This is a genomic window from Candidatus Poriferisodalis sp. (assembly GCF_965208895.1).
In the GTDB taxonomy this organism is placed as follows: domain Bacteria; phylum Actinomycetota; class Acidimicrobiia; order Acidimicrobiales; family Poriferisodalaceae; genus Poriferisodalis.
This window is the reverse complement of record NZ_OZ242363.1, coordinates 666,794-692,430: the sequence shown is the minus strand read 5'-3', so window position 1 is coordinate 692,430 and position 25,637 is coordinate 666,794. Positions and strand designations below refer to the sequence as shown.

Below are 25,637 nucleotides of genomic sequence, written 5' to 3'. Positions count from 1 at the left end.
ATCGCGCCTTCAGGCCACGAGCTCGCCTTATGGCAACGCTCGGCAATGAGCTTATCAGCAGTGAGATTGTGGCCTTGTCGGAATTGGTGAAGAACGCTTACGACGCAGATGCGCACCACGTGATGATCAGATTCCAAGGGGGCGTGCGCTCCGATGGCTCACTTGACCCCAATACCGCATGCATACACATTCTTGACGACGGCTGTGGTATGTCGGAGCAGACATTGCTTGGTGCGTGGTTGGAGCCGGCAACTGCGTACCGGGCACGCGAAAAGGTCACGAGGAGTGGCCGGCGCGTGCTCGGCGAGAAGGGCGTAGGACGGTTCGCGACAGCAAAGCTCGGGGAGCAGCTTGAGATCACCTCGAAAATGAAGAATCATGACGAGGTCCGGCTTCGAGTAGATTGGTCGGACTTCGAGAATGCAGACTTATATCTTGACCAGGTCGATGTAGAGTTTGAATCAAGGCCTGCGAGCTTCTTTGATGCCGCCAATGCCGAGAGCGCAGCGATTTGGTCCAGAAGTTCCATTATAGGTGGTCACAGTCAATTGGAGCAGGTATGCGCGAGTGGCACCTTGTTGAAGATAGACAGACTACGGTCTCGCTGGACCCGACACGATGTCCAAGTTGCCCAAAATGCGCTCGCCCGCCTCATCAGCCCTCTCGACAGCAACCCTGATATCGAGCGTGATTTCCGCATCGAATTTGTTGGCCCCGATGATCTCGGTTTTGACGGCGAAATTCAGCAAGACGAGATTTTCCAGAAGCCAAACTATCAGCTCATAGCGGAGGTGAACGAGCGCGGAGTCGCGACAGTGATGATGCAATTGAAGGACAGCCAACAGATCGACACGGAAGATGTCGACCTGACTCCGGACGGAAGCATCCTGCCATGTGGCCCATTCCTTTTCTCGCTTAATGTTTGGGATCGAGATACCGCATCACTTAGGCAGATAGCTCGCACGGCGAAGATCGCACGAGAAGCACTCGATGGCGCCAGCGGCATCAGCATCTATCGTGACCGCTTCCGAGTGTTACCGTATGGCGAACCGCGGAACGACTGGTTGCGATTGGACCTACGTCGTGTGAACAATCCGACACTGCGTTTGTCTAACAACCAAATTATCGGCTATGTACGTATTACCCGTGATGGCAATCCCAACCTACGCGACCAATCGAATCGCGAAGGCCTGATAGAGGGGCCGGCGCTCGATAGCCTCCGGGATACAATTGGACAATTGATCGCCTTGCTCGAGCAGGAGCGTTACAAGCAACGACCTAGAGCATCTCGTCAGAGTCGTCCGAGCTTGTTGTCCCCTGTAGATCTTTCGCCCATTACGGACTTGCTCAGCGAACGTTACCCAGGGGATACTGAGGCGCAGCAGCATGTCGCGAGCGCGCAGCAGGAAATTGATGATCGACTTCGGCACGCGGGAGAGACGCTAGCTCAATATCACCGCCTTGCAACGCTAGGTCAACTCGTTGACATCATTGTGCATGAAGCCGCTCAGCCGATCGCTACCATCGGACATACCGCCTATGCGGGCGTCGAGTTGACGAATGCCTTAGCGTCTCATGGCCACGAGCTAGATCAATCTGCGGGTCAAGTGCTAGCACAATTCGAACGCATCCAAGAACAGAATCAAAGAATCGACGAAGTCATCAAGAGAGTGAAGCCCTTCGGTGGCCGAAAGCGGGGACGCCCACAGCGATTCACTGTCGAATCAGCGATCAATAATGTTGTCGGCCTCATGGCACCCCAAATGGATGAAGCAGGCGTTCAAATCACAATATCGCCGACGCAGCATGAGGTATCGCTCGACGGAACTGAGACACAAGAGGTTCTGTTCAACCTACTCAACAATAGTTTGCATTGGTTGATGAAGGTGCCGCGTGATAAACGTAAAGTTGATATTTCCGTCACGCGATGCGAAGACGATGCACTATCGATCATGGTTGAGGACTCTGGCCCAGGTATAGCGGATCACGACCAAGACCATATCTTCGACGCGTACTTCAGTACGAAGCCGGACGGGACGGGTCTCGGACTAGCGATAGCCGGAACGATCATTAAGGATTACTACGACGGAAATCTAGAACTGTTATCGCCTGGCGAGCTAGGTGGTGCAAGGTTCCGAGCTGTATTTCGAAAGCGAGTGACGTGACAACACCTATCCGCATCTTGCTGGTTGATGACGATGTCGCTCTAGCTGAGAGTGTGGCCGGCAATATTCAGCAGTCCTTGGCCGGCCGGTTGGCGGTGCCATTTGATGAAGCCGCGGTCGACACTGAGCACGACTTCGGAGTGGCACTTGAGCACCTGTCTAATCGCAAGTTCGATGTGTTGATACTGGATATCTTGCGTGATTCAGTTGGCGGTGCCGTTCCGGAGGACGCGGGTCGAGAAGTCTTCGAGGGTGTGCGTTGTCACCAGTTCCTGCCGATAATATTCTATGCGGGTGATCCTAGCGCAATTGGGGAGTTGGTGGACCCGCCATTCGTTCAGGCCGTCGAGAAAGGCCCGAATGTTGAAGAGTTGCTTGGCGCGGTCGTCGATGCTGTCAATAGCGGGCTACCTTCTATTCTGAGAAGGATTCATGACAGTGTAGACGAAACGGTAAGAGATTTTGTGGAGACTTTTGTCACACGGAATTGGCAGCAGATTGAAGACAGTGCGCCAGATATAGCATATTTGCTCGCACGTCAGCTTAGTACGGCCTTCGATCTGAATGCTGATCAAATTGCTGAAGCGGTTGCAGAGGTGCCGGATGACGAGAGGGCGTCTGTCCCATCAGATGCGATTCATCCCCACAGATATTATGTCGCGCAACCGCAAATTGAGTACGCAACAGGGGACATTTATCGAGCTTCGCCCGTTAGTGCTCCGGCAGGCGACGCGGTAGAAAAGCGCTACCTAGTGCTCTTAACGCCGACATGTGACCTAGTCGGACTTGGTAGCGATGACAATATGACACAGGTGACCAAGGCCGATTTCGTGCTGATGGGCACCTGTCGGCCGGTAGAAGAATTTGACCAATTTGCGAAGTGGCAAGAAGGCATCAAAGATGGCAGCCCGAGCAATAGTTCGAGACAACGTTTGGAGCGTTTGCTGACTTCTCGACCCGAGCATGGCCAAGCTGACCGCTATTTCTTCTTGCCCGCGGCGTGGGGTCTCCCGGATTTGTTGGTTGATCTACAGCAGGTTGCGAGTATGCAGCTTGATGATTTTCTTGAGCTGGATAAGGTTGCGTCGCTTGACAGCCCATTTGCACAGGCGTTGTCGCAGCAATATGTCCGCTTTGTAGGCAGGATTGGCGTTCCGGATCTCAACCTGCGGGTGACGCTGGATCGCATGCAACGTAGTGTTGCCGAAACCGATGACGCCGATTAATCGGGTGCCCCAGCAGAGTAAGCCGTGAATGGGCCGAAGCTGATTGAGGTGGCGCTGCCGTTGGCGGCGATCAACGCTGAAGCGGCGCGGGAGAAGTCGATTCGCCATGGACACCCGTCGACGTTGCATCTGTGGTGGGCGCGGCGGCCGCTGGCGACAGCTCGGGCGGTGATCTGGGCATCGCTGGTGGACGATCCGTCGGCCGTGGGGTACCGGGACCCCGACGGCGACTTGCTGCTGACTGCGGATGCGCAGGAGGCTGAACGACAGCGGCTGTTTCGGATCTTGGAACGGCTGGTCAAGTGGGAGAACTCCAACGACGCCGATGTGCTGGCGGATGCCCGAGCCGAGATCGACCGGGCTTTCCCAGAAGGACCTCCACCGATCTTGGATCCGTTTGCTGGTGGCGGGGCCATTCCGCTGGAGGCGCAGCGGCTCGGGCTGACAGCGCTAGCTGGGGATCTGAACCCGGTTGCGGTGCTGATCAACAAGGCGATGATCGAGATCCCGCCACGCTTCGCTTGCCTGCCGCCGGTACATCCCGAAATTGACAAGAGTCTGACCACCTGGGAGCGGGCACAGGGGTTGGCGGCGGACGTGGAGGCGTACGGCCGTTGGATGCGCGACGAGGCTGAACGGCGTATTGGGCACCTCTACCCGGATGCCACCGGGCCCGGCGGCGAGAAGCTGACACCAATTGCGTGGATTTGGGCGCGGACTGTGGAGTCGCCTGATCCGAGCTGGTCAGGCCATGTGCCGCTCGTGGCGTCGTGGACACTTTCGAAGAAGAAGGGCAAGCCATCGATCTGGATTGAACCCATTGTCGACCGGGCTGCGCAGTCGATTAGCTACGCAGTACGGGAAGGCGGCGAACCGCTCTACGGCCGAACTGTTGAACGCGGACGAGGAACTTGCTTGGCTACAGGTGCAGCCATCTCCGGTGAATACATCAAGGCTGAGAGCCGCGCCGGGCGGATGGAGCGACAACTGATATCAGTTGTCGCACAGAGCGACCGAGGCAGGGTCTTCCTCTCGCCCGATGCCACTGACGCCAAGGAAGCGATGTCGACGAAACCGTCGTGGCGACCTTCGGGAAGGAACCCGGAAAGGCTAACCGGTGGCACCGTGTACGTCTACGGACTAGACGAGTGGTGGAAGCTCTTCACGCCTCGGCAGTTGGTTGCTCTCACGACGTTCTCGGATCTGCTCTCCGAAGTTGCCGAAAGAGTGCGCGGCGACGGGATTTCAGCGGGAAGCACAGGCGATGGCGCGCGTCTGCGTGACGGCGGTCGCGAAGCTGATGCCTACGCCGACGCCGTTGTTACCTACCTTGCACTAGGTATCAGTCGCCTAGCCGATATGTGCAATGCGCTGTGCCGTTGGGAGTCTTCTCGAACGCAAGTACGTAACTTGTTCGGTCGTCAAGCGATACCCATGGTGTGGGATTTCGCTGAGAACAATGTATTCGGCGAGGCGGGTGGCGACTATCGCGTTTCTCTGGGAAGCGTCGTCAGAGCACTTGAGCGTTTGCCGGCGACGGTTCCGGGATCTGCAGAGCAGCGCGACGCACGAGCGCGGGTGCGCGAAGCCGATGATGCGGCCGTGTCAACCGATCCTCCCTACTACGACAACATCTCGTACGCCGATCTGTCGGATTTCTTCTACGTGTGGTTGCGCAAGGGCCTCGCAGACGTCTGGCCTGATGAGTGTTCCACGCTGCTGACGCCGAAGTCGGAGGAATTGATCGCCAATCGGTATCGCGCCGGCTCGAAACCTGAGGCGGAGATGCACTTCGAGTCGGGAATGGCCGAATTCATGCGCGAAGTAGCTGGCGCAGGCCCAAGCACCACGCCCTCCACGATCTATTACGCCTACAAGGCCACTGAGGCCAAAGACGGTGAAGTCCGCACGACTGGCTGGGACACTTTCCTTCAAGCCGTGCTCGAGGCCGGATTGCAAGTGACCGCAACCTGGCCGATGCGTACTGAACTCAGCAACCGACTCGTGGCTTCGGGTACCAATGCGTTGGCGTCGTCGATCGTGCTCGCGTGCCGGCCGCGAACAGACTCGGCAGTCATGGCCAGCCGAGGTGAATTTATCGCTGCGCTGCGGACTGAACTGCCCGAGGCCGTGCGCATCTTGCAATCAGGCAATATCGCGCCGGTCGATATGGCCCAATCCACGATCGGGCCAGGGATCAAGGTGTTCTCGCGGTATGCCAAGGTCGTCGAGGCCGATGGGACCACGATGCGAGTGTCTGCGGCGCTGTCGATCATCAACGATGTGCTGGGCGAGGTGCTGGACGGCGAAGAAGCCGAATTGGACCGCGACACCCGGTTCGCGCTGACCTGGTTCTCCGAATACCAGTACGGGCCAGGGTCTTCTGGCGATGCGGAGAGCGTGGCCAAGGCCAAAAACACATCGCTTGAGGGGCTTGACGAGTCGGGCATCGGCGAGGCGCGAGGCGGCAAGTTTCGCCTCAACCGGCGCGACGAACTCAAGCAGCCATGGTCGCCTGCCGAGGACGACCGCTTCACCATCTGGGAGGCTCTGCAGTACCTCGTTGCGGCCTTGGAGCGCTCCGAGTCAGAGGCAGCTGATCTGCTCCACACCCTCGGCGGTAACGCCGACCGGGCACGCCAGCTCGCCTATCTGCTGTACCAGAAGGCCAACGACAACGGCTGGGCCGCCGAGGCCAACGCCTACAACAGCCTCATCACCGCTTGGCCCAGCCTGCGCGAGGGTGCCGTAGCAGCGGCCGCTCGCGCCACGGCGCCAGTCGAAGGAGAGATGTTCTCACAATGAGCCGATCGAACCGTTGTCGCTGTTGCTGGATCCCGGTTCCGCTCTGTCACACCGCTTTGGTTGACTGCACCCATGGGGGCCTGCGCGGCCGGGTTCTGGTCACGGTGCAGATGGAGGCGCAGGAGAAGATTGCATGAGTGCCGACATCGTTCTCGCAGACTTCTTCTCCGGCTGTGGTGGCACCGCGCGGGGGTTCGCCGACGCTGGGATCCGTCCGGCATTTGCCACAGACTGGGACAGTGAAGCTGTCGAGACCTTTCGGTTGAACTTTCCGTCCACCACGGCGATCAAGCGCGACATTCGAGAACTCGACCCCCAGGAGGTCGCTGCGTCGCTGCCGCCGAGGAGCGAGGCCATCCGGCTCCTTGCTGGCTGCGCGCCGTGTCAGCCCTTCGCCGGGCACCGAAACGCCGCGACCGGCCAAGACCAACGATCGGATCTGTTGCTCGAACTGCTGCGATTCATCGAGACGCTGCAACCGGCGCTGGTCTTCGTCGAGAACGTGCCCGGGATGCAGCGAGCGTCGACGCAGCACGGTCCCTTCGCCGAATTCACCGATGAACTGTCCAAGACTCACCATGTGGCGTACGGCACCATCTCGAGCGCGGATTATGGGGTGCCCCAGACCAGGCGCCGGCTCGTGCTCATCGCGAGCAGCCTGAGGCCGATCGGCATGCCGCCGCCGACGCACGGCCCCGACGCCGGGCTGCCGCATGCGACAGTGCGCGACTGGATCGGCTCGCTGCCGCCCGATGTCGACGGGCCCGAAGCGGCCTCGGTCAGCAGCCACAGAGCCATGCGCCTCTCGCCGCTGAATCGGCAGCGCATCGAGGCCACGCCGGAGGGCGGCGACCGGCGGAACTGGCCGGAGCACCTGTGGCCCGACTGTCACCGCGACGGCTTCAGCGGCCACACCGATGTCTACGGGCGACTGAGCTGGGACAAGCCGGCGCCGACCTTGACCACGAAGTGCATCAGCTACAGCAATGGACGATTCGGCCACCCGAGCGAGCATCGTGCGCTCACCGCCCGCGAAGCAGCGCGCCTGCAGACGTTCCCGGATTCGTTCCTGTTCGCCGGGGGACTGACCGCGCAGGCTCGGCAGATCGGCAATGCGGTTCCGGTCTTGCTGGCGCGGCGGTATGGACAGCATTTCGTCGAGCACGTGGCCGCGGCTCATGGGCGGCACAGCAATGCCGCGAGTGCTGAACCGCCGAGCCCGGCCTCAGACGGCAGAGTCGCGATGAGGAACGCAGCGTGACTGGGTTTCGAGCCAGGGCGCGAGCGGTCGACATGCTCGGCAGGCAGCAGATCGCGAACCTGCCCACGGCGCTGAGCGAGCTATTCAAGAACGCCCACGATGCCTACGCCACATACGCCATCGCGGACTACCACCGCAATCTCTACACGTTGGCGGTGAGCGATGACGGCGTGGGAATGGACCTTGAGACGTTTCAGCAGTCGTGGCTGACGATCGCCACCGAGTCGAAGTTGGACCGCTCGCCCGTCGCCGAACCGCTTGGCATGCAGCCCAGAGTGCAACTCGGCGAGAAGGGCATCGGCCGGTTCGCCATCGGGGCGCTCGGCCGCCAGGTCCTCGTGTTATCGAAGCGAAACGGTTGCCCCGCGGTAGCCGCGTTCGTGAACTGGCAGATGTTCGAGCTGCCAGGCATTGACCTCGACGAAGTGCCAGTGGGCCTGATCGAGCTGGATGCCGATGTATTGGCCGCCGACGACCTGCGTCGCCTCAAGGTTCCTCTTCGCGAGGCAGTCGAGCGTTTCCGGCAGCGAGACGGTTCGCCGACATGGCAACAAAGACTTGACGCCGTGCGTGCGACTATCGACGCGTTGCCCGAAGATCCCTACAGGGCCATTCCAGGCTTGCAGGCCCTCGAGAAGGCCGGCACGACCTTCCTGATCTCGCCAGTGTCGGAAGATCTCCCAGCCGACATCGAGCCACAAGGATCCGACAAGGCCTCCCTGTTCGACCGAACGCTGCACGGGTTCACCGACGTGTGGCTTCGGGAGGCCACGACGCCGGAATTCTCGGTCGACGTCATGGACCACCGCGGCGGAGGCGACAGCGAGAGCCGACTCGATCCCAACGAGTTCTTCGGTGCGGATGAATTCGACCAGGCCGATCACCACATACGCGGCGAGTTCGACGAGCGCGGCAACTTCTCAGGCACCATCCGGATCTTCGACGAGGGCGCGACCGGCCTCGAGGTTTCGTGCCCGGACTCGTTGATGCCTCGTTGCGGCCCGTTCACGTTCGAGGTCGGGGTCGTACAGGGCATGGCCAGCGAATCGATGCTCGACCCCGAGGCGTTCCGAGTGATGAACACAAAGCTGCGGAAGCTCGGCGGCCTGTACGTCTACAAGGACGGCATCCGCGTGCAGCCATATGGCCGACCAGACGTGGACTACCTCGAGATCGAGGAACGGCGGACCCTCGGCGCCGGCTACTACTTCTTCTCCTACCGGCGGATGTTCGGCGCCATTCGCCTCACCAGCGGGCGGAATCCCGGGCTGCAGGAGAAGGCGGGCAGAGAAGGCTTCACCGGAGGCCGCGCCTACTCCGACTTCCGCAGCCTGCTGATGAACCTTCTTGTCGAGCTGGCGGCCAGATACTTCCGCACCAACGCACCTGAGGTCCGTGCCTACGAGCAGGGCCGAGAACGCTTGGTGAGGCAAGACCAGCTGCGCAAGGAACGAGACAAGCGGGCCGCTGCCGGACGACGCCGGCTCAGCGGCCAGCTCGTTGCCGCAGAACGGCTTCTCAACGCGACCGACATCGGGCAGAAGGCCTCGAGCATCGTCGACGAGCTGCGCGCCGACCTCGATTCTGCCGACCGCCTGCAGCCAGCGACGAGACGCGTAGGCGAGGCCAAGCATGCACTGCGCCGGCTCATCGAGCCTCTGACGTTCGATGAGCCCGAAGGGTTTGCGCCAACAGAGTCGATGCGGCGAGACATGGCTCACGTCGAGCGTGCTTTGTCCGATGTTGAGCAGTCGCACATCCAGCCTGCGCTGAAAGCTGTCGACGAACTGGCTGCCGATGTCGAGGCCCGGCTCGTGGCAGCAGAATCGGACGAGCGCGAGCGCCGCGCGTTTGTCCGAGAGCGAATCGATTCGGCACGAAGCCGAGTGCGCGACGCCGAGCATGAAGGGACACAGGCGCTGAGCGCCATGAGCGCCAGCGTCAGGTCGGCTCTTCAAGGACTTCGCGGTGATTTCGACGAACGCTTACGCGCCGTCGCTGAGCCGAGTGCTGCTGGCGGCCAGGGCTGGATCGAGGAGCAAGCCGAATTCGAGCGAGCACTCGACTCGCTTGCGGCCGATTCGCGCAGAGCTCTTATGAGGGTCGCAAATCTCGTTCGGTCGAGCAGTGCGGTGTTCGACGCGAACACCCCGACGCCGACCGAGCTCGCCGCGGCCGCCGATGCCGAGATCGTGGAGCTTCGAGAGCAAGCAGATGCCCAGTTGGAATTCGTGCAGCTCGGCATGGCATTGGCCGTGGTCGATCACGAGTTCCGACAGACGGTGTCCAATATCCGCAGCGATGTGCGGCGGGTCGGTTCGTGGGCCAAGAAGAACCCGCCGCTTGTCAGCGTGTACGAGAGCCTGCGACGTGACTTCGATCATCTCGACAGCTACCTCACGCTGTTGACACCCATGCAGCGGAGGATCCGGCGCACCAAGACGACCATCAAGGGCAGCGACATCGCACGATTCCTCGGCGAGCTGTTCTACGAGCGAATGCGCTCAGCGAACGTCACGCTCGAGGCCAGCCGCGAGTTTCGAGCGCTCAAGATTGAGGGCTACACGTCGACGTTCTATCCGGTCTTTGTCAATCTTGCCGACAACAGCCTGTACTGGATCGGCCGCTCCAAGGCCGAGAAGGCCGGCATCATCGAAATCGGATGCCGCGGTGAGACGATCCTCTACCGAGACAGCGGCCCAGGCATCGCCGATGACGTCGCCGATCGCGTATTCGACTTCGGCTTCACCACGCGGCCGGGCGGGAGCGGGCTGGGATTGGCCATCGCCAGCCAGGTTCTGGAGCGGGCAGGCTGGTCCATCGGCCTCGGCGACTGCAGTGACGGGGCAGAGTTCCTCATCGGTCCAAGTGGTCGGCAACGATGAGCGCCATCGGCGACTACTTCCGCACTGCGCTGCTGATCGATGACCGAGTGGCTGCCGATTTTCGCCCCCTTGAACGCCTGCACGACGAGGCGGCCGCAGGCCGGGCAGAGAATCCGGCACCAGGTCTCGCTGTGCCCGCCGAGGAAGACGAGACGCCAGTTCACCCGTCGGAACTGGTCCGAGCGTTCCTCGCATCCGGCGTGGTGTGCAGCGTGCTCGAAGCCGGCGAGGAATCGGAGGGTGCGGGAGGCGGTCCCGGGTTGGTGCAACAAGCACTGCAAGGGGCGCAGATTGCCGATCTGCTGATTCTGGACTGGCTCATCGACGGCGACGAATCGGTGACAATTGAGGCAATCGATGCAATTGCCTCGCATGGCACCGAGCGACTCAACGTCGTCGTGGTATTCACCGGCGCTCACAGTCTTGGCGATGTCGTGCAACGTCTCATCGACGCAGCCGATTTTCGAACCGTCGAAGGCGCAGATGATTTCATCGTGCGGCGCGGCGACACGGTGGTGCTCGTTTTCGGCAAGCCAGGAGTCCGGCTGGTCGGCGGCGAGGACCGTCGGCAACCGGCCGAATACGGCGAACTGCCGGGAATGATCTGTGATGACCTCGAACTGGTCTACCGCGGCCTGATGTCCGAGTTCGCATTCAGCGGCATCAATGCCTTGCGCGAGTCTGCACCGCGGATTCTCGCAACCTTCAATGAGGGGTTGGACGCTGGTGCTTTGATCCACCGAGCGCTCCTGCCGGACCCCGATGAGGCAGCAGCACAGTTCATTCGCTTGCTCTGCAGCGACATGGAACTTGCACTGCGCGATGCAGAGATCTCCAGGACTTGGGATGTTGACGCTTCGTCGGAGTCGATTGCGAGAGCGATCGCAGCCGGCGATGCATCACGGCTGGCTGACAGATTGCGACGCTCGCCGAAGGTTGCAGGTGATCTCAAGAGTCTCAATGACGACGAACTGGCCTGTGAGGCGATTTCGCGCGGGCTGGCCGGCATGGGGCTGAGCGATTCGAAAGTTACGGAGGTGTCGGCCGACTTGGCGGCAGCGATAGCTGACGCCCGGCCGTCCAGCGAAGATCTCGCAGTTCTCATCAACACGAACGGATTCGGCAGTACGGCACCGCGGCTTGAACTCGGTGTTGTGCTCATGCGTGAGTCAACGGCGGAGGAAACTCACCAGGTCGGCGATGATGCCGACCAGTGCCTGTGGCTGTGCGTCCAGCCCTTGTGCGACAGTGTGCGGTTGCGGGAACCGCGAGCGTTTCCGCTCGTTCCAGTCCGCGCGGACGCTGACAAACCCCAGGCGATGATCCTCTCCCCTGATGGTGCGCCTACTCGCATCTCGTTCGACACCCATCTGCATCGGCTGATACAAGTGAGATTTGCGCCCGGTGAGGCTCGGGCGGTAGTCGCTCACGGCGGTCCGACAGACTGGCACTTCACTGACGAAGACGGCATCAGTTATCGCGTCGTCACCCGGTTGAGACCCGATCTGGCGGCGCAGGTGGTCCACGCCCTCGGCTCGGCTGCCACACGCATCGGTACCGACCAGTCCGAGTGGCTGAGGCGAAACGTGCAGACATAGGCCGGATTGAGCCTGCGCAAGAGCCAGGGTGAATCTGGGAACCGAAGCGGCCCGTATCGTAGGCGTCGCCCGCAAGATGCAGAGGCGCCTCAGCCTCCCATGTCGGAACTTGGGCGTCGGAGGTCACCTTGGCCAGCAAGCGGAAAGGCAGGCGCGCACACAGTGGCAAGCCCAGCCCGAAGGGCCACCGTCGGGCCCCCCGTGGCGGCAGCCGCCGGGTCACCCCCAAGGGCACACGAAGCGGAGATGACCGCTCGGGCCGCAAGCAAGCCGACACCGGCACCCGCAGCGGCGTCGCTGGCACCCGTAGCAACGCTGAGCTGCTTCAAGAATTGAGAGAGTTCTACGGGTCGGCGCCCCGGTCGCTCACGGTCGAGATCGGTGTGTACCTGGACGATCTGCACAGGAGCATCAAGCGCTTCGGCGGTGAGCACTCGTTGCTTGAAACCGAGGCCGTGCTCGCGGACTGCGTCGGCACCTCCACGAGGACGAGCTGGTCGGACCACGGGGCCAAGCAGGCCGAGGCACTCGAGTTCGCCTCGTCGGAACGCAGTGAGGCGGGGGCAGTCGCAGTTGCGGCGCTCGCCGTGTACGGCGAACCTGCTGTCACGTCCAAGGCGCGAACCGTGCTTGGCGAGTTGATCGAATCGGGCATCGCCGTCCCCGAGTGGGTCATCGCTCTCGGCGCGGCCGAGCCGGTGCGTGCCCGCAAGCTCCGAGACGCATGGGATGACCACTGGACCCTCGTGGTCACCTACGCCAGCCCCGATGGATCAGAACATGAGGTCTGGTCGTCCATTCATCCGTACTTCTGGGGAATGGCGTACCAATTCGCAGTCGCATCAGCAAACGCGGGGCTGATACGCGAGGCGGACAGAACGGAAGTGATCGAGGAATTGAGCTTGGCCGAAGCTCGTGCGATTCTCGACCACGGAATCTCCGAGTACGACGCCTCGATGCGGAGCAAGGAGGAAGCAGCCGGTCTGTTCGATGACGGCTGGGAATGGGATGCCGATGAAGGCGACCTTTCCCTCCGCCCGCTTGTCGGTCAGCGAATCCGGCTGCTGCCTGAAGCTGACCCAGGTCATTCGCTTCATGCGGTGCCGTCTGCCTCGACGGGGTTCCGGCGTGGCTCGTACCGTTTCGAGGGCGAGGCCGTCGAGATCACCAAGGAATTCAACAAACTGGCTCGCCCGTCCTCGGAGCGACCGAGCGACCTCGGCGACTTGGCGTTCACGCTCGGAATGTTCAACAGCACCTGTCGCGTCGCCGACGGCCTGCGTTGGACTCCGCCGAAAGTGCACATGTTCATCGAGCACTGGCTCCCGAACTTCGGACTCGAGACCGGCGGGGACTGGACGGGCTTCGATGAGGTGGGTGATGGATTCGAACCGTCCGCTGAGTGGCTGGCGACGCTCAACTCGGCGTTTCCCCGCTGGCTGCGGTTCGCAGCAGAACGCCGCGACGATCCGGACGAACTGCTGCAAGAGAACCTCGAGTCTGCCCGTGCATCGATGAGGGAGCTGCGCAGCAGGGTGGCGGGATCGTGAGTCTCCTGCCCCAGGACGGCCGCGGGGCGGGCGACACATCATCTGCATGTCGGCCTGCATGCGTTTGGCCTTGGTACGGCCAGAACTTGACCTCGGCAGCCCCGGTCCCACGAGAACGCGAAGGCTCAAAATGCGCTTGCGGCATCATTCGCATCGCGTAGGGTTGACCCATGGACTGGGCAAGCGTCCCGCCGCTGCTGACGATTTTCTTGGCCGTCGTTGTCACGGTCGCGGGCGGCTCGTGGGCAATCATCAAATTCGGATTCCAGCGTGCCATCGAGTTGTTGAACGCCCGCTTCGATACGGGCGATCAGCTCCGCGACGCCCAAGGGGCCCGATTTGACGCACGTTTCGACGCGGTGGATGCACGTATTGACGCACGTTTCGACATCGTGGATTCACGGTTTGACACGGTGGATTCACGGTTTGACGCTGTGGACTCGCGTTTCGACATCGTGGATTCACGGTTTGAGGCGGTGGATTCACGATTCGAAGCCGTTGACTCCCGCTTCGACAAAGTCGACGTCAAGATCGACGCCGTCGACAAGCGCGTTGATGCCGTGGATCGTCGCATCGACGAGCTGCGTGTCGACCTCCGGGCTGTGGTGAACCGGATTGAAGCGTTCCAGGCCGCCATCGTGCCCGCAGCAATCGGTCCGGCTTGACGCCCAACGGCTGAGCGAGTTCACGGCATCGGCCGAGGCGTACTGGCCGGGCGCGCCTCGGCGGCGCGAGATGTGACAGCCCGGTGGAATGATGTGGCGGCTGCCTGTGCTGCCGGTCGTCGAGAGGTGTGCATTCCATGGTGATGGCGAACGCTGAGCGGGTGTCGAAGGCGCTCGACCTGCTGGCTCACGGGCTTCGGCCCAAGTGCGAGCAGACTTGGCAGGGCTTCTACGGCGACGATTGGCTGGACCAGCTGCGCAACCAGATGCGCGGCAACGCGCGCGATGGGGGCACCACGTCGGACATCGCCTTTGTGCTGAATGGCATGAAGGCCACATGGAACGAGATCTTCGGGCACGGCTTCTCGCCCGCGATTCGGTCGCTCGTGTTCGAAGTGGCTGAAACCCGCAACAACTGGGCGCACAAGCAGCAGTTCTCCACCGATGACACCGCCCGAGCGCTCGACTCGATGGAACGGTTGCTCGAGGCATTCGGCAACACCGAAGAACGTCAGCAGATTCGCAACTCACGCCGCGACCTCATGCGGCAGATGTTCGACGAAGAAGCGCGCTCTGAGCGGCGCCGCACTGCCGCCAAGCCCACCGAGGGTCAGCCCCAGGCGGGACTGACGCCGTGGCGGGAGGTCATCACGCCCCACAGCGACGTGCAAACAGGCCGGTTCGACCAAGCCGAATTCGCCGCGGATCTGTATGAGGTGTCTCAGGGCACCGCCGATCACGAGTATCAGGACCCTGGGGCATTCTTCGCTCGAACGTACCTGACGGTCGGGCTGCGGGAACTGCTGGTCGGGGCGGCCCGGCGTCTGTCTGGCAATGGCGGCACACCGGTCATCGAGCTGCAGACCAACTTCGGCGGCGGCAAGACCCACAGCATGATCGCCCTGCACCATCTGGCGTCCGGTGTGCCGGCGGCGAGGCTGTCAGGCGTTTCGGAGATGCTGGCGGAGGCCGATGTCGAGCTGCCAGCGAAGGTCAACCGGGCCGTCCTCGTGGGGCAGGTCATGTCGGTCGCCGATCCCAAACGGGTGAGCGACGACACGGCGTTGCACACGATGTGGGGGCAGCTCGCCTACCAGCTCGGCGGCCAGGAGGGCTACGAGTTGCTGCGCACCGATGACGAAGCCGGAACTAACCCGGGTGAGAAGTTGCGCGAGCTGTTCCGCCGTTACGGCCCAGCAGTCGTGCTGATCGACGAGTGGGTGGCATATGCCCGGCAGCTGCCTGACGCGGGCGCTGACGGCCGGCGCGTCGCCGCTGGCGACTTCGACACCCAATTCACCTTCGCCCAAGCGCTCACCGAGGCGGCGTCCGCGTCGGAAAACGTCGTGGTGCTGGTGACGATCCCCGCATCGGACATCGAGACCGGCGGGCCGCGTGGCCATACAGCGATGGAACGGCTCAAGAACGTCGTCGACCGCACTGCGACGCCATGGCAGCCGGCTTCAGCGGACGAGTCGTTCGAGATCGTGCGGCGACGGTTGTTCGACTCCATCTCGCCGGCGAATGCGCGGGTGCGCGACGGCGTCATCCGAGCCTTCAGCGAGATGTACCACGACGCCGCCGGCGAATTCCCGCTGGGCAAAGGCGAGGCCGATTACCGGCGGCGCATGGAACTCTCGTACCCGATCCACCCCGAGCTGTTCGACCGTCTCTTCGAGGACTGGTCGGCGCTCGACAAATTCCAGCGGACCCGTGGTGTGCTGCGGCTGATGGCGATCGTCATCTCGCAGCTGTGGCAGCGGGGCGACCAGTCGCTGCTGATCATGCCGGGCAACCTGCCTATGGATTCCGCTGGGGTCGCGAGCGAACTGAAGAAATACCTGGAGGAAGGCTGGGACCCGGTCATCAAGTCGGACGTCGACGGGCCTAATGCGCTGCCGCTGAGCATCGACAAGACGTTCTCGCACTTCGGCCGGTTGTCGGCAACCAGGCGAGCGGCTCGCACTGTGTACATGGGCTCGGCGCCACGGCCCGACGGCAAGCGCGGCGTGGACGTGAAGTCGGTGGTGCTGGGCTGCGTTCAGCCGGGCGAACCCACTGGTCAATTCGCTGACGCGCTGCGCCGTCTTTCTGATCAGGCCACACACCTGTATGTCGACGGATCGCAGTACTGGTACTCGCTGATTCCCAACGTCACTCGAATCGCGGCCGACAGGGCTGCATCCAACTTCAGCGACCGCGACGCCGACGATGAGGTTCGCGGCCGGATCGCCGCCCAACGGGACCGGGGCAACTTCGTAGCTGTGCATCCTTTCGTCGCCGGACCAGGTGACGTGCCCGACAACGACGACGGCACCCATCTGGTCGTGCTGGAGCCCGACGCCACCCACTCGACCGGGGACCAGAATTCGCCGGCCATCAAGCTGGCAGCACGCGTTGTGACGCAGCGGGACGCCGGCCCGAGGCTGAATCAGAACCTGCTCGTGTTCGTGGCCGCTGCCGCGAACCGACTCGCGGAGTTGCGCGGGGCGGCCCGGTCGTTCTTGGCGTGGAGGTCAATCGTCAAGGACCATCTCCCGCTGGATCTCACCGCCCAGCAGAAGCAGCAAGCCGACAGCAAGCTGACCGATGCGTCCAAGCAGGTCGACAGCCTCATTGCAGAAACCTTCACCCAAGTGCTGGTGCCCTCTCGATCCCCCGGCACCGCGGACATCGACTGGCAGTCCACGAGAGCGACTACGACGGGCGACATCGGCGAGCGGATCAGCCGCAAGCTGGGCACGGAAGAGAAGCTGATCGGCCGCTACGCCGGAGTGCGGGTCCGCATGGACCTCGACAGGCACGGACTGTGGACCGAGCGAGGCGACGTTTCGGTCGCAGCGTTGTGGGAGGCATACGCCCGCTATCCGTACATGCCCCGCCTCACCTCACGTGACGTGCTCGATCATGCCGTCAGCGATGGCGCGTCCCGACTGAACTGGCAGCAGGAGACTTTTGCTTACGCCGAAGCGCATGACGGCGATACCTGGGTCGGTATCCACACAGCGCAGCACGTCACACTGCCGGCCAGCGGGCTGCTGATACACCCCGACTACGTACCTGCGCCGCCAGTGCCAGTCGATCCCGGCGAAGAGGAGCCGATCGGCCCAGGGGGTGAAGACACGCCTGGGGGTGAGAAGGGTCAAGGTGGCGAGCGTCGGGATCCGGACTCCGGCGGCGATGATCGTCCTAACCCCACGCAGTTCTACGCCCAGTTCCATCTCGACAGGATTCGAGGCGCACAGCAGCTCGGAGACATCCTCGAGCACATTGCTGCACATCTCGGGCCAGAGGTGCAACTCGAACTCGAGTTACGGGCCACGAATACTGACGGCTACGACGACGGCATCCGCCGAACGGTGAGCGAAAACGCCCAGAGCCTCGACGCCCGAGCCGCCGAATTCGAATAGCCGTTTCGCCTCGCGGTTGCGGCGAGCAGAATGCTGCGCGTGGAGGGATGCATCTTCTGCCGGATCGTGGTCGGGGACGAGCCGTGCCATCTCGTGTATGAGGATGAAGTCCATCTCGGTTTCTTGGACGTCTTCCCCAACACCGAGGGTTTCAGCGTGGTCATCACAAAGCTGCACCACCCGAGCGACATCGCCCGAGTGGACGCCGATGTGGCGGCAGGCCTGCTCGAGGCGGCGCGCCACCTCGCGGCGAAGATCGCCGCGACGTATGACGACGTGGACCGCTGTGCTGTCGTGTTCGAGGGAATGATGATCGACCACCTGCACGCCAAGGTCATCCCGCTGCACGAGACCGTCGGCGTGACGCCGGGCCCCGAGCCCGAGACAACCGCCCGCAGCCACCAGTACTTTGAGACATACCCCGGCTACGTGACGACTGAGATCGCATCCAGGAAGGCAGACAACGAACACTTGGCAGCAGTGGCCGCAAAGATCAACGCAAGGGAAGGGCGCTAGTGGGCGAAGCAATTCCGTTTCCGCAGACGCAGCCGCGGGGGTATGAGTGGCTGGAGGGCGAGCCGGCGTTCGACCCGGAACAGCACTTGCAGCTCGAGGGACCGGCTGAGGTGCTGATGCTGGCCGATCTGGGTTACGACGCTGCCGAGATCGCCACGAAGGCCACGCCGGTTGCGCTGTCGTCGCCGTTCCGGATGCTGAGCGACGAGGGCGCAGCGGTCATGCTGGAGACGGCCCGGCGGCTGCGGTGCTTCACCCGGCCGGCAGGGGAGCGGATCGAGCGAACCGTGCGTGGCGGCTGCTACCGCTCACGCTGGCTGCGCGACCTGTGCCTCAGCCCGGAGGTCACGGCGCACCTCGAAGCCATTTACGGCATCGAAATCGCACCGCACCCGATGCCGGTGCACCTCGGCCACCTCAACTACGAGCCGTCACAGATCGACAGGGCCATCGACAAGTGGCATCACGACACGCTGCCGCTCGACTACGTGCTGGCCGTGACCGACCCGGCCGATGTCGCCGGGGGCCGCTTCGAGTGGTTCGGGGGCACCAAGCACGAAGCCGCCGATCTGGCCGACGCCGGCCAGCAGGTCCCCGCAGCGCGCACGGTCGCTCCCGACTTCGCGGGGGCCGGATACGCCATTGCTCTGCACGGCGACATGGTGGTGCACCGCGCCGGGCCGCTCGACGAGATGTGCGAACGGATCTCGATGGTGAACGGGTACGTGGCGACCGACACGACCATCGACGAGCAAAGCCGCACTTGCGACCTCATCGAGGTCGACGACCACGAGACGCTGTGGACCGAGTGGGCCAAGTTCGCTGCGTGGCGGTCGCAGGGCCGCCTCGCGACCCTCGTCGAAGAGCTGGAGTTCACTTCCGATGCAGACGCGGTGATCGCCGAGCTGGAGCACGCGATCGGCGACGCGCAGCGAGCTGTCGCCGAGATGCGCTCACGTGAGCGCGGAATGCAGCACTACGGCGGCTGAGCATCCCCTGCTCGGCAGCGCCGGGCCGAGTCGTCGCATCGGCACCCGGTCATCGCCGCAACGGTCCTGGAGTTACGGTCGCTAGCTGGCTGTGGCGCGGGGCGAGCGGCGGATTTGGGATGCTGACGCCATGCAGACGCACATGCTCATCGGAGGCAACTGGCTGGCTGGAGACGCAGCAAGCCGCATCGACGTGCTCGACCCCGCCACCGGCGGCGTCGCGGCAAGCGTCGCAGCGGGATCCCCGGCCGACGCCGTCGCAGCGTGCGATGCTGCCGATGCCGCGCAGCCGGGGTGGGCAGCCGAGCCGCCGCGGGTTCGCTCGGAGATCCTGCGGGACGCTCACCGGATACTCGTTGAGCACACCGATGAGCTGGCCGACCTCATCACCCTCGAGAACGGCAAGCCCCGCGCTGACGCCGCCGGCGAGGTGGCCTACGCGGCAGAGTTCTTCCGCTGGAACGCCGAGGAAGCTGTGCGCATCCACGGATCGATCAGCGTCGCCCCCTCAGGAGCGAACCGGATCATCACCCGCCACCCCCCGGTGGGTGTCGTGGCGATGATCACGCCTTGGAATTTCCCCGCGGCGATGATCACCCGCAAGCTCGCCCCGGCGCTGGCTGCCGGCAACGCAGTGGTCATCAAGCCGCCCCGGGAGGCCCCGCTGACCTCGCTGCGCATCGCCGAGCTGCTGGCCGAGGCCGGAGTGCCGCCCGGCGTCGTCAACCTGGTGCCCACGTCGAACTCCGGTGCCTGGCTCGACGCCGTAGTCGACCACCGGGCCGTGCGAATGCTGTCATTCACCGGCTCCACCGAAGTCGGCCGGGTGCTGCTGAAGCGCTGCGCCGACCGGGTGCTCAAGGTGGTCATGGAGCTCGGTGGAAATGCACCCTTCATCGTCTTTGCCGACGCCGACCTCGAGGCCGCCATCGCGGGCGCCATGGTCGCCAAGATGCGCCACTCGGCCGAAACCTGCACGGCCGCCAATCGCTTCTTCGTGGAAGCGCCAGCTCATGATGAATTCGTTGAGCGCCTGGCGACGGCTATGGGCGCCATGAAGGTCGGCAACGGCAGCGATCCCGACGTCAGCTGCGGTCCGATGATCAACGCCGCCTCAGTCGACAACATCGACCGGCTGGTGCGCTCGGCGCTCGACGCGGGAGCGACCGCCGTCACCGGCGGCAGCGCCATCGACGGCCCGGGGTTCTTCTACGAGCCGACGGTGCTCGGCGGCGTCGAACCGGGCGCGCCCATCACCCGTGAGGAGATCTTCGGCCCTGTCGCACCCATCTCCAGCTTCACCGACACCGACGCCATGATCGCTGCCGCGAACGACACCGAGATGGGCCTGATCGGCTACGTGTACACGCAAGACCTCGCCAAGGGCCTTGCGGTCAGCGAACGCATCGAAGCCGGCATGATCGGCCTGAACCGCGGCGCAGTGTCCGACCCCGCTGCTCCGTTTGGGGGCATGAAGCAGTCGGGCCTCGGCCGAGAGGGCGCCAGCGAGGGCATCTACGAGTTCTGCGAGACCCAGTACATCGCCGCAGAGTGGTAGCCCGGCCTGCCATAGGGTGGCCGCTCGAACCCTGAGGCGCACACACCCATAGCCTTGCCCTCAAGTGCTGTTTGCTGCGTCGGCACCGCCGCTATTGACCGAACTGGCAATCATGCTGGTTGCGGGGACACTGATCGCCTTCGTGTCGGCGCGCATCGGCGTCGTTCCGATCGTTGGCTTCCTCGCCGCGGGTGCGGTCATCGGCCCCAGCGGAATCGGCATCATCAGCGACATCGACTTGGTCAACCAGTCGGCTGACATCGGGGTGATGCTCCTGCTGTTCACGCTCGGCATCGAGTTCAGCCTCGAACGGGTGCGACAGCTCGCGTCGATGTTCCTGATCGGAGGGGCGAGCCAGGTCGGGCTCACCACAGGCATCGTCACCGCGATCGTTGTCGCCTTCGGCGTCGAATGGCGCACGGCAGTGTTCACCGGCTTGCTTGTGTCGCTCAGCAGCACCGCCATCGTGCTCAAGGTGCTGGCCGCACGGCGGGCGACCACAACGCCGACCGGCAACATGTCGATCGCACTGCTTATCTTCCAGGACTTGGCAATCGTCGCCATGGTGCTGGCCGTGCCGTTGCTCGGCGGGCAGACCACCGGTCCCGTAAGCGCCCTGCTCGCGCTCGCCAAGGCGGCAGGCATCGTCGTCGCGGTGATCGTCGCGGCTCGCACGCTGATGCCGGCGCTCCTGCGCTACGTCTCTCGATTCCAGTCCCACGAGGTATTCCTGCTGGCCATCCTGGCGATCTGTTTCGGCACGGCGTACCTGACGAGCCTGCTCGACGTGTCCATCTCGCTCGGGGCGTTCCTTGCCGGGCTGATGGTGAGCGAGAGCCGCGTCGCCGCGCGGGCGCTGGGCGAGGTGATGCCGCTGCAGATCCTGTTCTCGGCCACGTTCTTCGTGTCGATCGGCATGCTGCTCGATGTCGGCTACCTCGCCCGCAACTTGCCGCTGGTGATCGGCCTCGCCATCGGCGTCGTGGTCATCAAGCTGTTCGCGACCGCATCGGCCGCACTGCTGCTGCGCCAGCCTCGTGCGGTGGTCGTGTCGGGGGCACTGGTGCTGGCACAGGTCGGCGAATTCTCCTTCGTCCTCGAACGGGCCGGCGAGGAAGCCGGGCTCGTTCCGGCCGGCCTCGCCAACGGCACCGACGCCTTCATTGCGGTCACCGTGCTGCTGATGGCATTCAGCCCGTTCGGGGTGCGATGGGGCGAATCACTCGCAGGACGGCTCGAGGCGGCGAACAGCGACAGTCCCGCTCGCCGCCCCGCGGTCGACCTCGATGACACCGCAGACGCCGCCGAGCACGAGCCGCTGCAGGATCACGCCGTCGTGAACGGATTCGGTCCCCGGGCGCGCCGCATCGTCAGCGCCCTCGAGCTGGCACACATCCCGTACACGATCGTGTCGATCGACCCCGAAGCTCAGCGCTGGGGTGTCTCGACGGGCCGACGGGTGCTGACCGGCGACGTCTCGCGGCACCTCATAGCGGACCGGGCGGGCCTGCGTGACGCCCGGATCGTGCTCGCGGTGGACAGCCCGCCGTCAGTTGTCGAGCAGTTCGCCCGCATCGCACGCGAGCACAACCCTGATGTGATCGTGCTGGCGTGGGCGGCAGACCCTGCCGATGCTGCGGATCTTGAGCGAGATGGCCTGGTCGACCACGTCGTCGCAGAGCGGCAGGCCGCCCTCGATGCGCTCATTGCCCATGCCCTCGGCCACTTCGAGCTGCCCGAGCCGGCAACCGAGGCTGTCACCCACGCCGTGTTGCACGCAGAGGTGCCCCGGCCTGAAGAGGAAGACTCCTAGCTGCCACGGCGGCCACATGCCGCCGGGGGCGGTTCAGTCGAGGAAGCTGGGGTCGCGCTCGAGGACCTTGTCGTAGATCGGTTGGTAGCTGAACCAGCCGGCCAGTGGGCTGCCGGTTTGCGTCGCCGTGAGCTTGGCGGACTCGTGGCGGATCGGGATCGGCGTGCCGGCCGCTTCGGCCATGAGCTGGCTCTGGCAGGTGCGCTCCATGGTGATGAACCACCATGCGGCCTCTTCGACGGTTTGGCCCACCGTGAGCAGCCCGTGGTTCTGCAGGATCACGGCCTTGCAGCTGCCGAGCGCTTGGCCGATGCGCTTGCCTTCGGACGTGTCGAGCACCACGCCGGTGAAGTCGTCAAAGAGAGCATGATCCTCGTAGAACGCGCACGCGTCCTGGGTGAGCGGGTCGAGCAGGCGTCCCAGGCTCGACCAGGTCTTGCCGTACAGCGAATGGGTATGCGCCGCTGCGATCACGTCGGGCCGGGCCTTGTGCACCTCACTGTGAATGGCGAACGCCGCTTGGTTCAGCGGGTAGCGCCCCTCCACGATGTTGCCGTCGTGGTCGACCAGCAGCAGGTCCGACACCTTGATCTGGCCGAACCCGACGCCGAACGGGTTGACCCAGAAGTGATCGGTCAGCTCGGGGTCGCGTGCGGTCACATGGCCGGCAACGCCCTCTTCGAACCCGAACAGCGAGAACGCCCGGTACACCGACGCGAGGCGCTCCTTGCGGTGCTGGCGTTCGGCCTCGATCGTGTCGAACGTCGGGGCCTCCGGGATCGGGATCTCGGTGAACGGGTCTGCGGTGGTGTCGGTGGTCGTCGTCACGGACGACATCGTACGACGCAGGAGTCACGGTGACCGAGAACGCAGACCCGGGACGCTGAGGAATCGTGCCTCTACAGTCATCACGGTGAGCAGCGCTGATGGTGTCCCGCCAAGCAGTGACGCACCGGTGAGGTGCCTCGACGGGGTTCGTGTCGTCGAGCTGACCACCGGCATCGCCGGACCGTATGCAGCGCGCTTCCTCGCGGACCAAGGCGCTGCTGTGGTGAAGGTCGAGCCGCCCCGCGGCGATCCGTACCGCAGCGACCCAGGCTTCCAGGCCGTGAGCCGCAACAAGCGCTCTGTGGTGCTCGACGGCGTCGAGTGGGAGCGGGCACCACTGCCGGTGGGCACCACCGGCCCGCCGGCGTCACTGCCCGGCATCCTGCGCCCGACCGCAGCCACGCTCGACACACCGACGCTCAGCCAGCTGCTGGCCGCCGCCGATGTCGTGTTCGTGCCCGACGGGCCGACTGCGTCTGCGGTGCGGGCGGTCGCACCGGGCGTGGTGATCATCTCATGCCCGACCTGGGGAGACGAAGGGCCCTACGCAACCCGTGCGGGCACGCCATCGCAGGTTGCTGCGGTCACCGGCATCGGCTGGAACCAGATCAGCTACTCCGAAGGTCCTGTCGAGCTGGTGGTGCCGCTCGCCTCCTACGGGGCCGGGATGCTGGGGGCGATGGCTGCTGCAGCAGGCCTGTACGCCCGCCGGGCGCACGGCGCAGCACACGTCTACACCGTCTCGGAAGTGTCCGGCTCGGGCGCCATGCAGATCGGCGACTTTGAGGTGCCCGAGATGGCCGGGCTGGATCGTGACGGTTCGTGCCCGCTGGGCTCGGCCGGCCGGCTTCCGGTGTACCGGCTGTTCCGGGCCGCCGACGACCGCTGGATGTTCGTCGCCTGCGGCACGTATCCCTTCTACGTGGCAATGCTGCGCGCCATCGGCCGGGAGGATCTGCTCGAAGATGAGCGCTTCCCCAACCCGCCGTGGGGACTGCTCGACCTTGAGCCGCTGGCGGAGATCACGCCCATCCTGGAGGATGCCTTCGCTGCCCGCCCCCTCGATGACTGGCTCGAGATCTTCAGCGCCCACGACGTCCCGTGCCAGCCGGCCCAGACGCGCGAGGAGTTCATCGCCTCACCGCTTGCAGCCGCCAACGGGCTCGTGACCACTGTGGCGCACCCCGAACTCGGGGCCGTGCGCACACCGGCGCAACCGATGTGGATCGACGGCTGCGACGAGGTCGAGCTGCGCCCGGCGCCACGGCTGGGGGAGCACACCCGAGACGTCCAAGCTGAGATTGACGAGGGCGCGTGGCCCGCACAGACGGCACCTGCCTCGGCCGCAGGCGGCGAGGCGCCGCTGCGAGGAGTGAATGCAGTCGACCTCAGTTCGTTCATCGCCGGCCCGGTCATCACTCGCCATCTGGCGATGCTCGGTGCCGAGGTCACCAAGATCGAGCAGCCGGGTGGGGACCCATTCCGTGTGCTCGGCCCGTACTTCAACGGCTGGAACCAATCCAAGCGCTCGATCTGTCTCAACCTCAAGGACACCGCCGAACACGCGGTCATGGCTCAGCTCGTCGCCGACGCCGACCTCATCGTGGAGAACTTCCGACCTGGGGTGGCCGCACGTCTCGGCGTCTCCGATGACGACTTGCGCCGCATCCGTCCTGATGCGGTGCTGGTGAAGAGTCCCGGCTATGGACGCGACCCCTCGATGGCAGATGTGCCGGCCTTCGATCCGCTGCTGCAGGCGCTGGGCGGGATCATGGCTGCGCAGGGGGGCGATGACGAACCGGTGTTCCTGACCGTGCCGGTACATGACGCCGCGACCCCGATGATCGCTGCGTTCGGCGTGCTGTGCTCGCTGTACCGGCGGCTCGGCGACGGTGAGGGCCGTACCGTGCGCACCTCGCTCACCCAGACCGTCATGGCGGCCCAAGCAGCCGAGTTCGTGCAGTACCCCGGGCGACCGGAAGCTGAGACGGGCGGCATGGACTACCGGGGCGCCGGAGCCGACCGCACCTACGTCGAGATACCGGGTGCCGACGGCCCCGAGTGGGTCTGGCATCAGACGACGCCCGAGGGCACCAGCGACCTGCCGGTCGAGCGGCGGGGCTTCGTCGGGTCTCAGGTTGCAATCGAGAACAGTCACGTCGTCGAGTTCGGCGAAACCGAATGGGGCCCGATGACCCAGCTCGGCTCCCTCATCGGCGGCATCGGCGTGACGATGCGCCGCGCCCCGTTTCTCGACGAGCATCATGGCGAGATCGACGCCGAGCTCACCGCACGCCAGAGTGCCGCCACGCAGCCCGCAGCGGCCGATTGAGACCACCGATTCCGGCTCGTATCGCGCAAACAACGT

At 64.0% G+C, this 25,637-nt stretch carries 15 protein-coding genes; 14 read left to right on the top strand and 1 reads right to left on the bottom strand.

From position 1 onward, the window contains the following. Positions 1-29: 29 nt before the first annotated feature. The 13 genes from ACOGJB_RS03215 (at position 30) to ACOGJB_RS03155 (ending at position 22,441) form a co-directional block, all read left to right on the top strand. Entirely contained in the window at positions 30-2,165 is a 2,136-nt protein-coding gene (locus tag ACOGJB_RS03215; protein WP_419839388.1) for a sensor histidine kinase, read from the top strand. Then, positions 2,162-3,391, top strand: a complete 1,230-nt coding sequence (locus ACOGJB_RS03210) for a hypothetical protein (RefSeq protein WP_419839387.1) — start codon at positions 2,162-2,164, stop codon at positions 3,389-3,391. The genes ACOGJB_RS03215 and ACOGJB_RS03210 overlap by 4 nt, the downstream gene beginning before the upstream one ends. Before the next feature lie 48 nt (positions 3,392-3,439). Beyond that, a complete protein-coding gene (locus tag ACOGJB_RS03205; RefSeq protein ID WP_419839386.1) occupies positions 3,440-6,196 on the top strand; it encodes a DUF1156 domain-containing protein in 2,757 nt (918 codons plus the stop codon). Positions 6,197-6,329: 133 nt separating this feature from the next. Then, positions 6,330-7,457, top strand: coding sequence for a DNA cytosine methyltransferase (locus ACOGJB_RS03200; protein WP_419839385.1), 1,128 nt, complete (start codon positions 6,330-6,332; stop codon positions 7,455-7,457). Continuing rightward, complete coding sequence (locus ACOGJB_RS03195; protein WP_419839384.1) at positions 7,454-10,342, top strand: ATP-binding protein; 2,889 nt, start codon at positions 7,454-7,456, stop codon at positions 10,340-10,342. Before ACOGJB_RS03200 ends, ACOGJB_RS03195 begins: the two co-directional genes overlap by 4 nt. Beyond that, positions 10,339-11,940: a response regulator receiver domain gene (locus ACOGJB_RS03190; RefSeq protein ID WP_419839383.1), complete on the top strand. Its 1,602-nt coding sequence runs from the start codon at positions 10,339-10,341 to the stop codon at positions 11,938-11,940. Before ACOGJB_RS03195 ends, ACOGJB_RS03190 begins: the two co-directional genes overlap by 4 nt. A 128-nt stretch (positions 11,941-12,068) precedes the next feature. After that, positions 12,069-13,490 carry a hypothetical protein gene (locus ACOGJB_RS03185; protein WP_419839382.1) on the top strand — a complete coding sequence of 474 codons (1,422 nt, stop codon included), beginning with the start codon at positions 12,069-12,071 and terminating at the stop codon, positions 13,488-13,490. A 170-nt stretch (positions 13,491-13,660) separates the two neighbouring features. Beyond that, the gene (locus ACOGJB_RS03180; protein ID WP_419839381.1) at positions 13,661-14,155 is read left to right on the top strand and encodes a hypothetical protein; all 495 of its coding nucleotides are present in this window, start codon (positions 13,661-13,663) and stop codon (positions 14,153-14,155) included. A gap of 137 nt (positions 14,156-14,292) precedes the next feature. Beyond that, positions 14,293-17,565 (top strand): DUF499 domain-containing protein, encoded by a 3,273-nt coding sequence (locus ACOGJB_RS03175; protein ID WP_419839380.1) that lies wholly within the window; start codon positions 14,293-14,295, stop codon positions 17,563-17,565. A gap of 39 nt (positions 17,566-17,604) precedes the next feature. Next, positions 17,605-18,081: an HIT family protein gene (locus ACOGJB_RS03170; protein WP_419839379.1), complete on the top strand. Its 477-nt coding sequence runs from the start codon at positions 17,605-17,607 to the stop codon at positions 18,079-18,081. After that, complete coding sequence (locus tag ACOGJB_RS03165) at positions 18,081-19,070, top strand: hypothetical protein (RefSeq protein ID WP_419839378.1); 990 nt, start codon at positions 18,081-18,083, stop codon at positions 19,068-19,070. The genes ACOGJB_RS03170 and ACOGJB_RS03165 overlap by 1 nt, the downstream gene beginning before the upstream one ends. Before the next feature lie 130 nt (positions 19,071-19,200). Continuing rightward, positions 19,201-20,628, top strand: a complete 1,428-nt coding sequence (locus ACOGJB_RS03160) for an NAD-dependent succinate-semialdehyde dehydrogenase (RefSeq protein ID WP_419839377.1) — start codon at positions 19,201-19,203, stop codon at positions 20,626-20,628. A gap of 64 nt (positions 20,629-20,692) precedes the next feature. Continuing rightward, positions 20,693-22,441, top strand: a complete 1,749-nt coding sequence (locus ACOGJB_RS03155; protein ID WP_419839376.1) for a cation:proton antiporter — start codon at positions 20,693-20,695, stop codon at positions 22,439-22,441. Between the two features lie 33 nt (positions 22,442-22,474). Here ACOGJB_RS03155 and ACOGJB_RS03150 read toward each other — a convergent pair whose 3' ends face one another. Next, positions 22,475-23,269: a class II aldolase/adducin family protein gene (locus tag ACOGJB_RS03150; RefSeq protein WP_419839375.1), complete on the bottom strand. Its 795-nt coding sequence runs from the start codon at positions 23,267-23,269 to the stop codon at positions 22,475-22,477. Between the two features lie 85 nt (positions 23,270-23,354). Here ACOGJB_RS03150 and ACOGJB_RS03145 point away from each other — a divergent pair, with 85 nt between their 5' ends. Next, a complete protein-coding gene (locus tag ACOGJB_RS03145) occupies positions 23,355-25,601 on the top strand; it encodes a CoA transferase (RefSeq protein WP_419839374.1) in 2,247 nt (748 codons plus the stop codon). Positions 25,602-25,637: the final 36 nt, after the last annotated feature.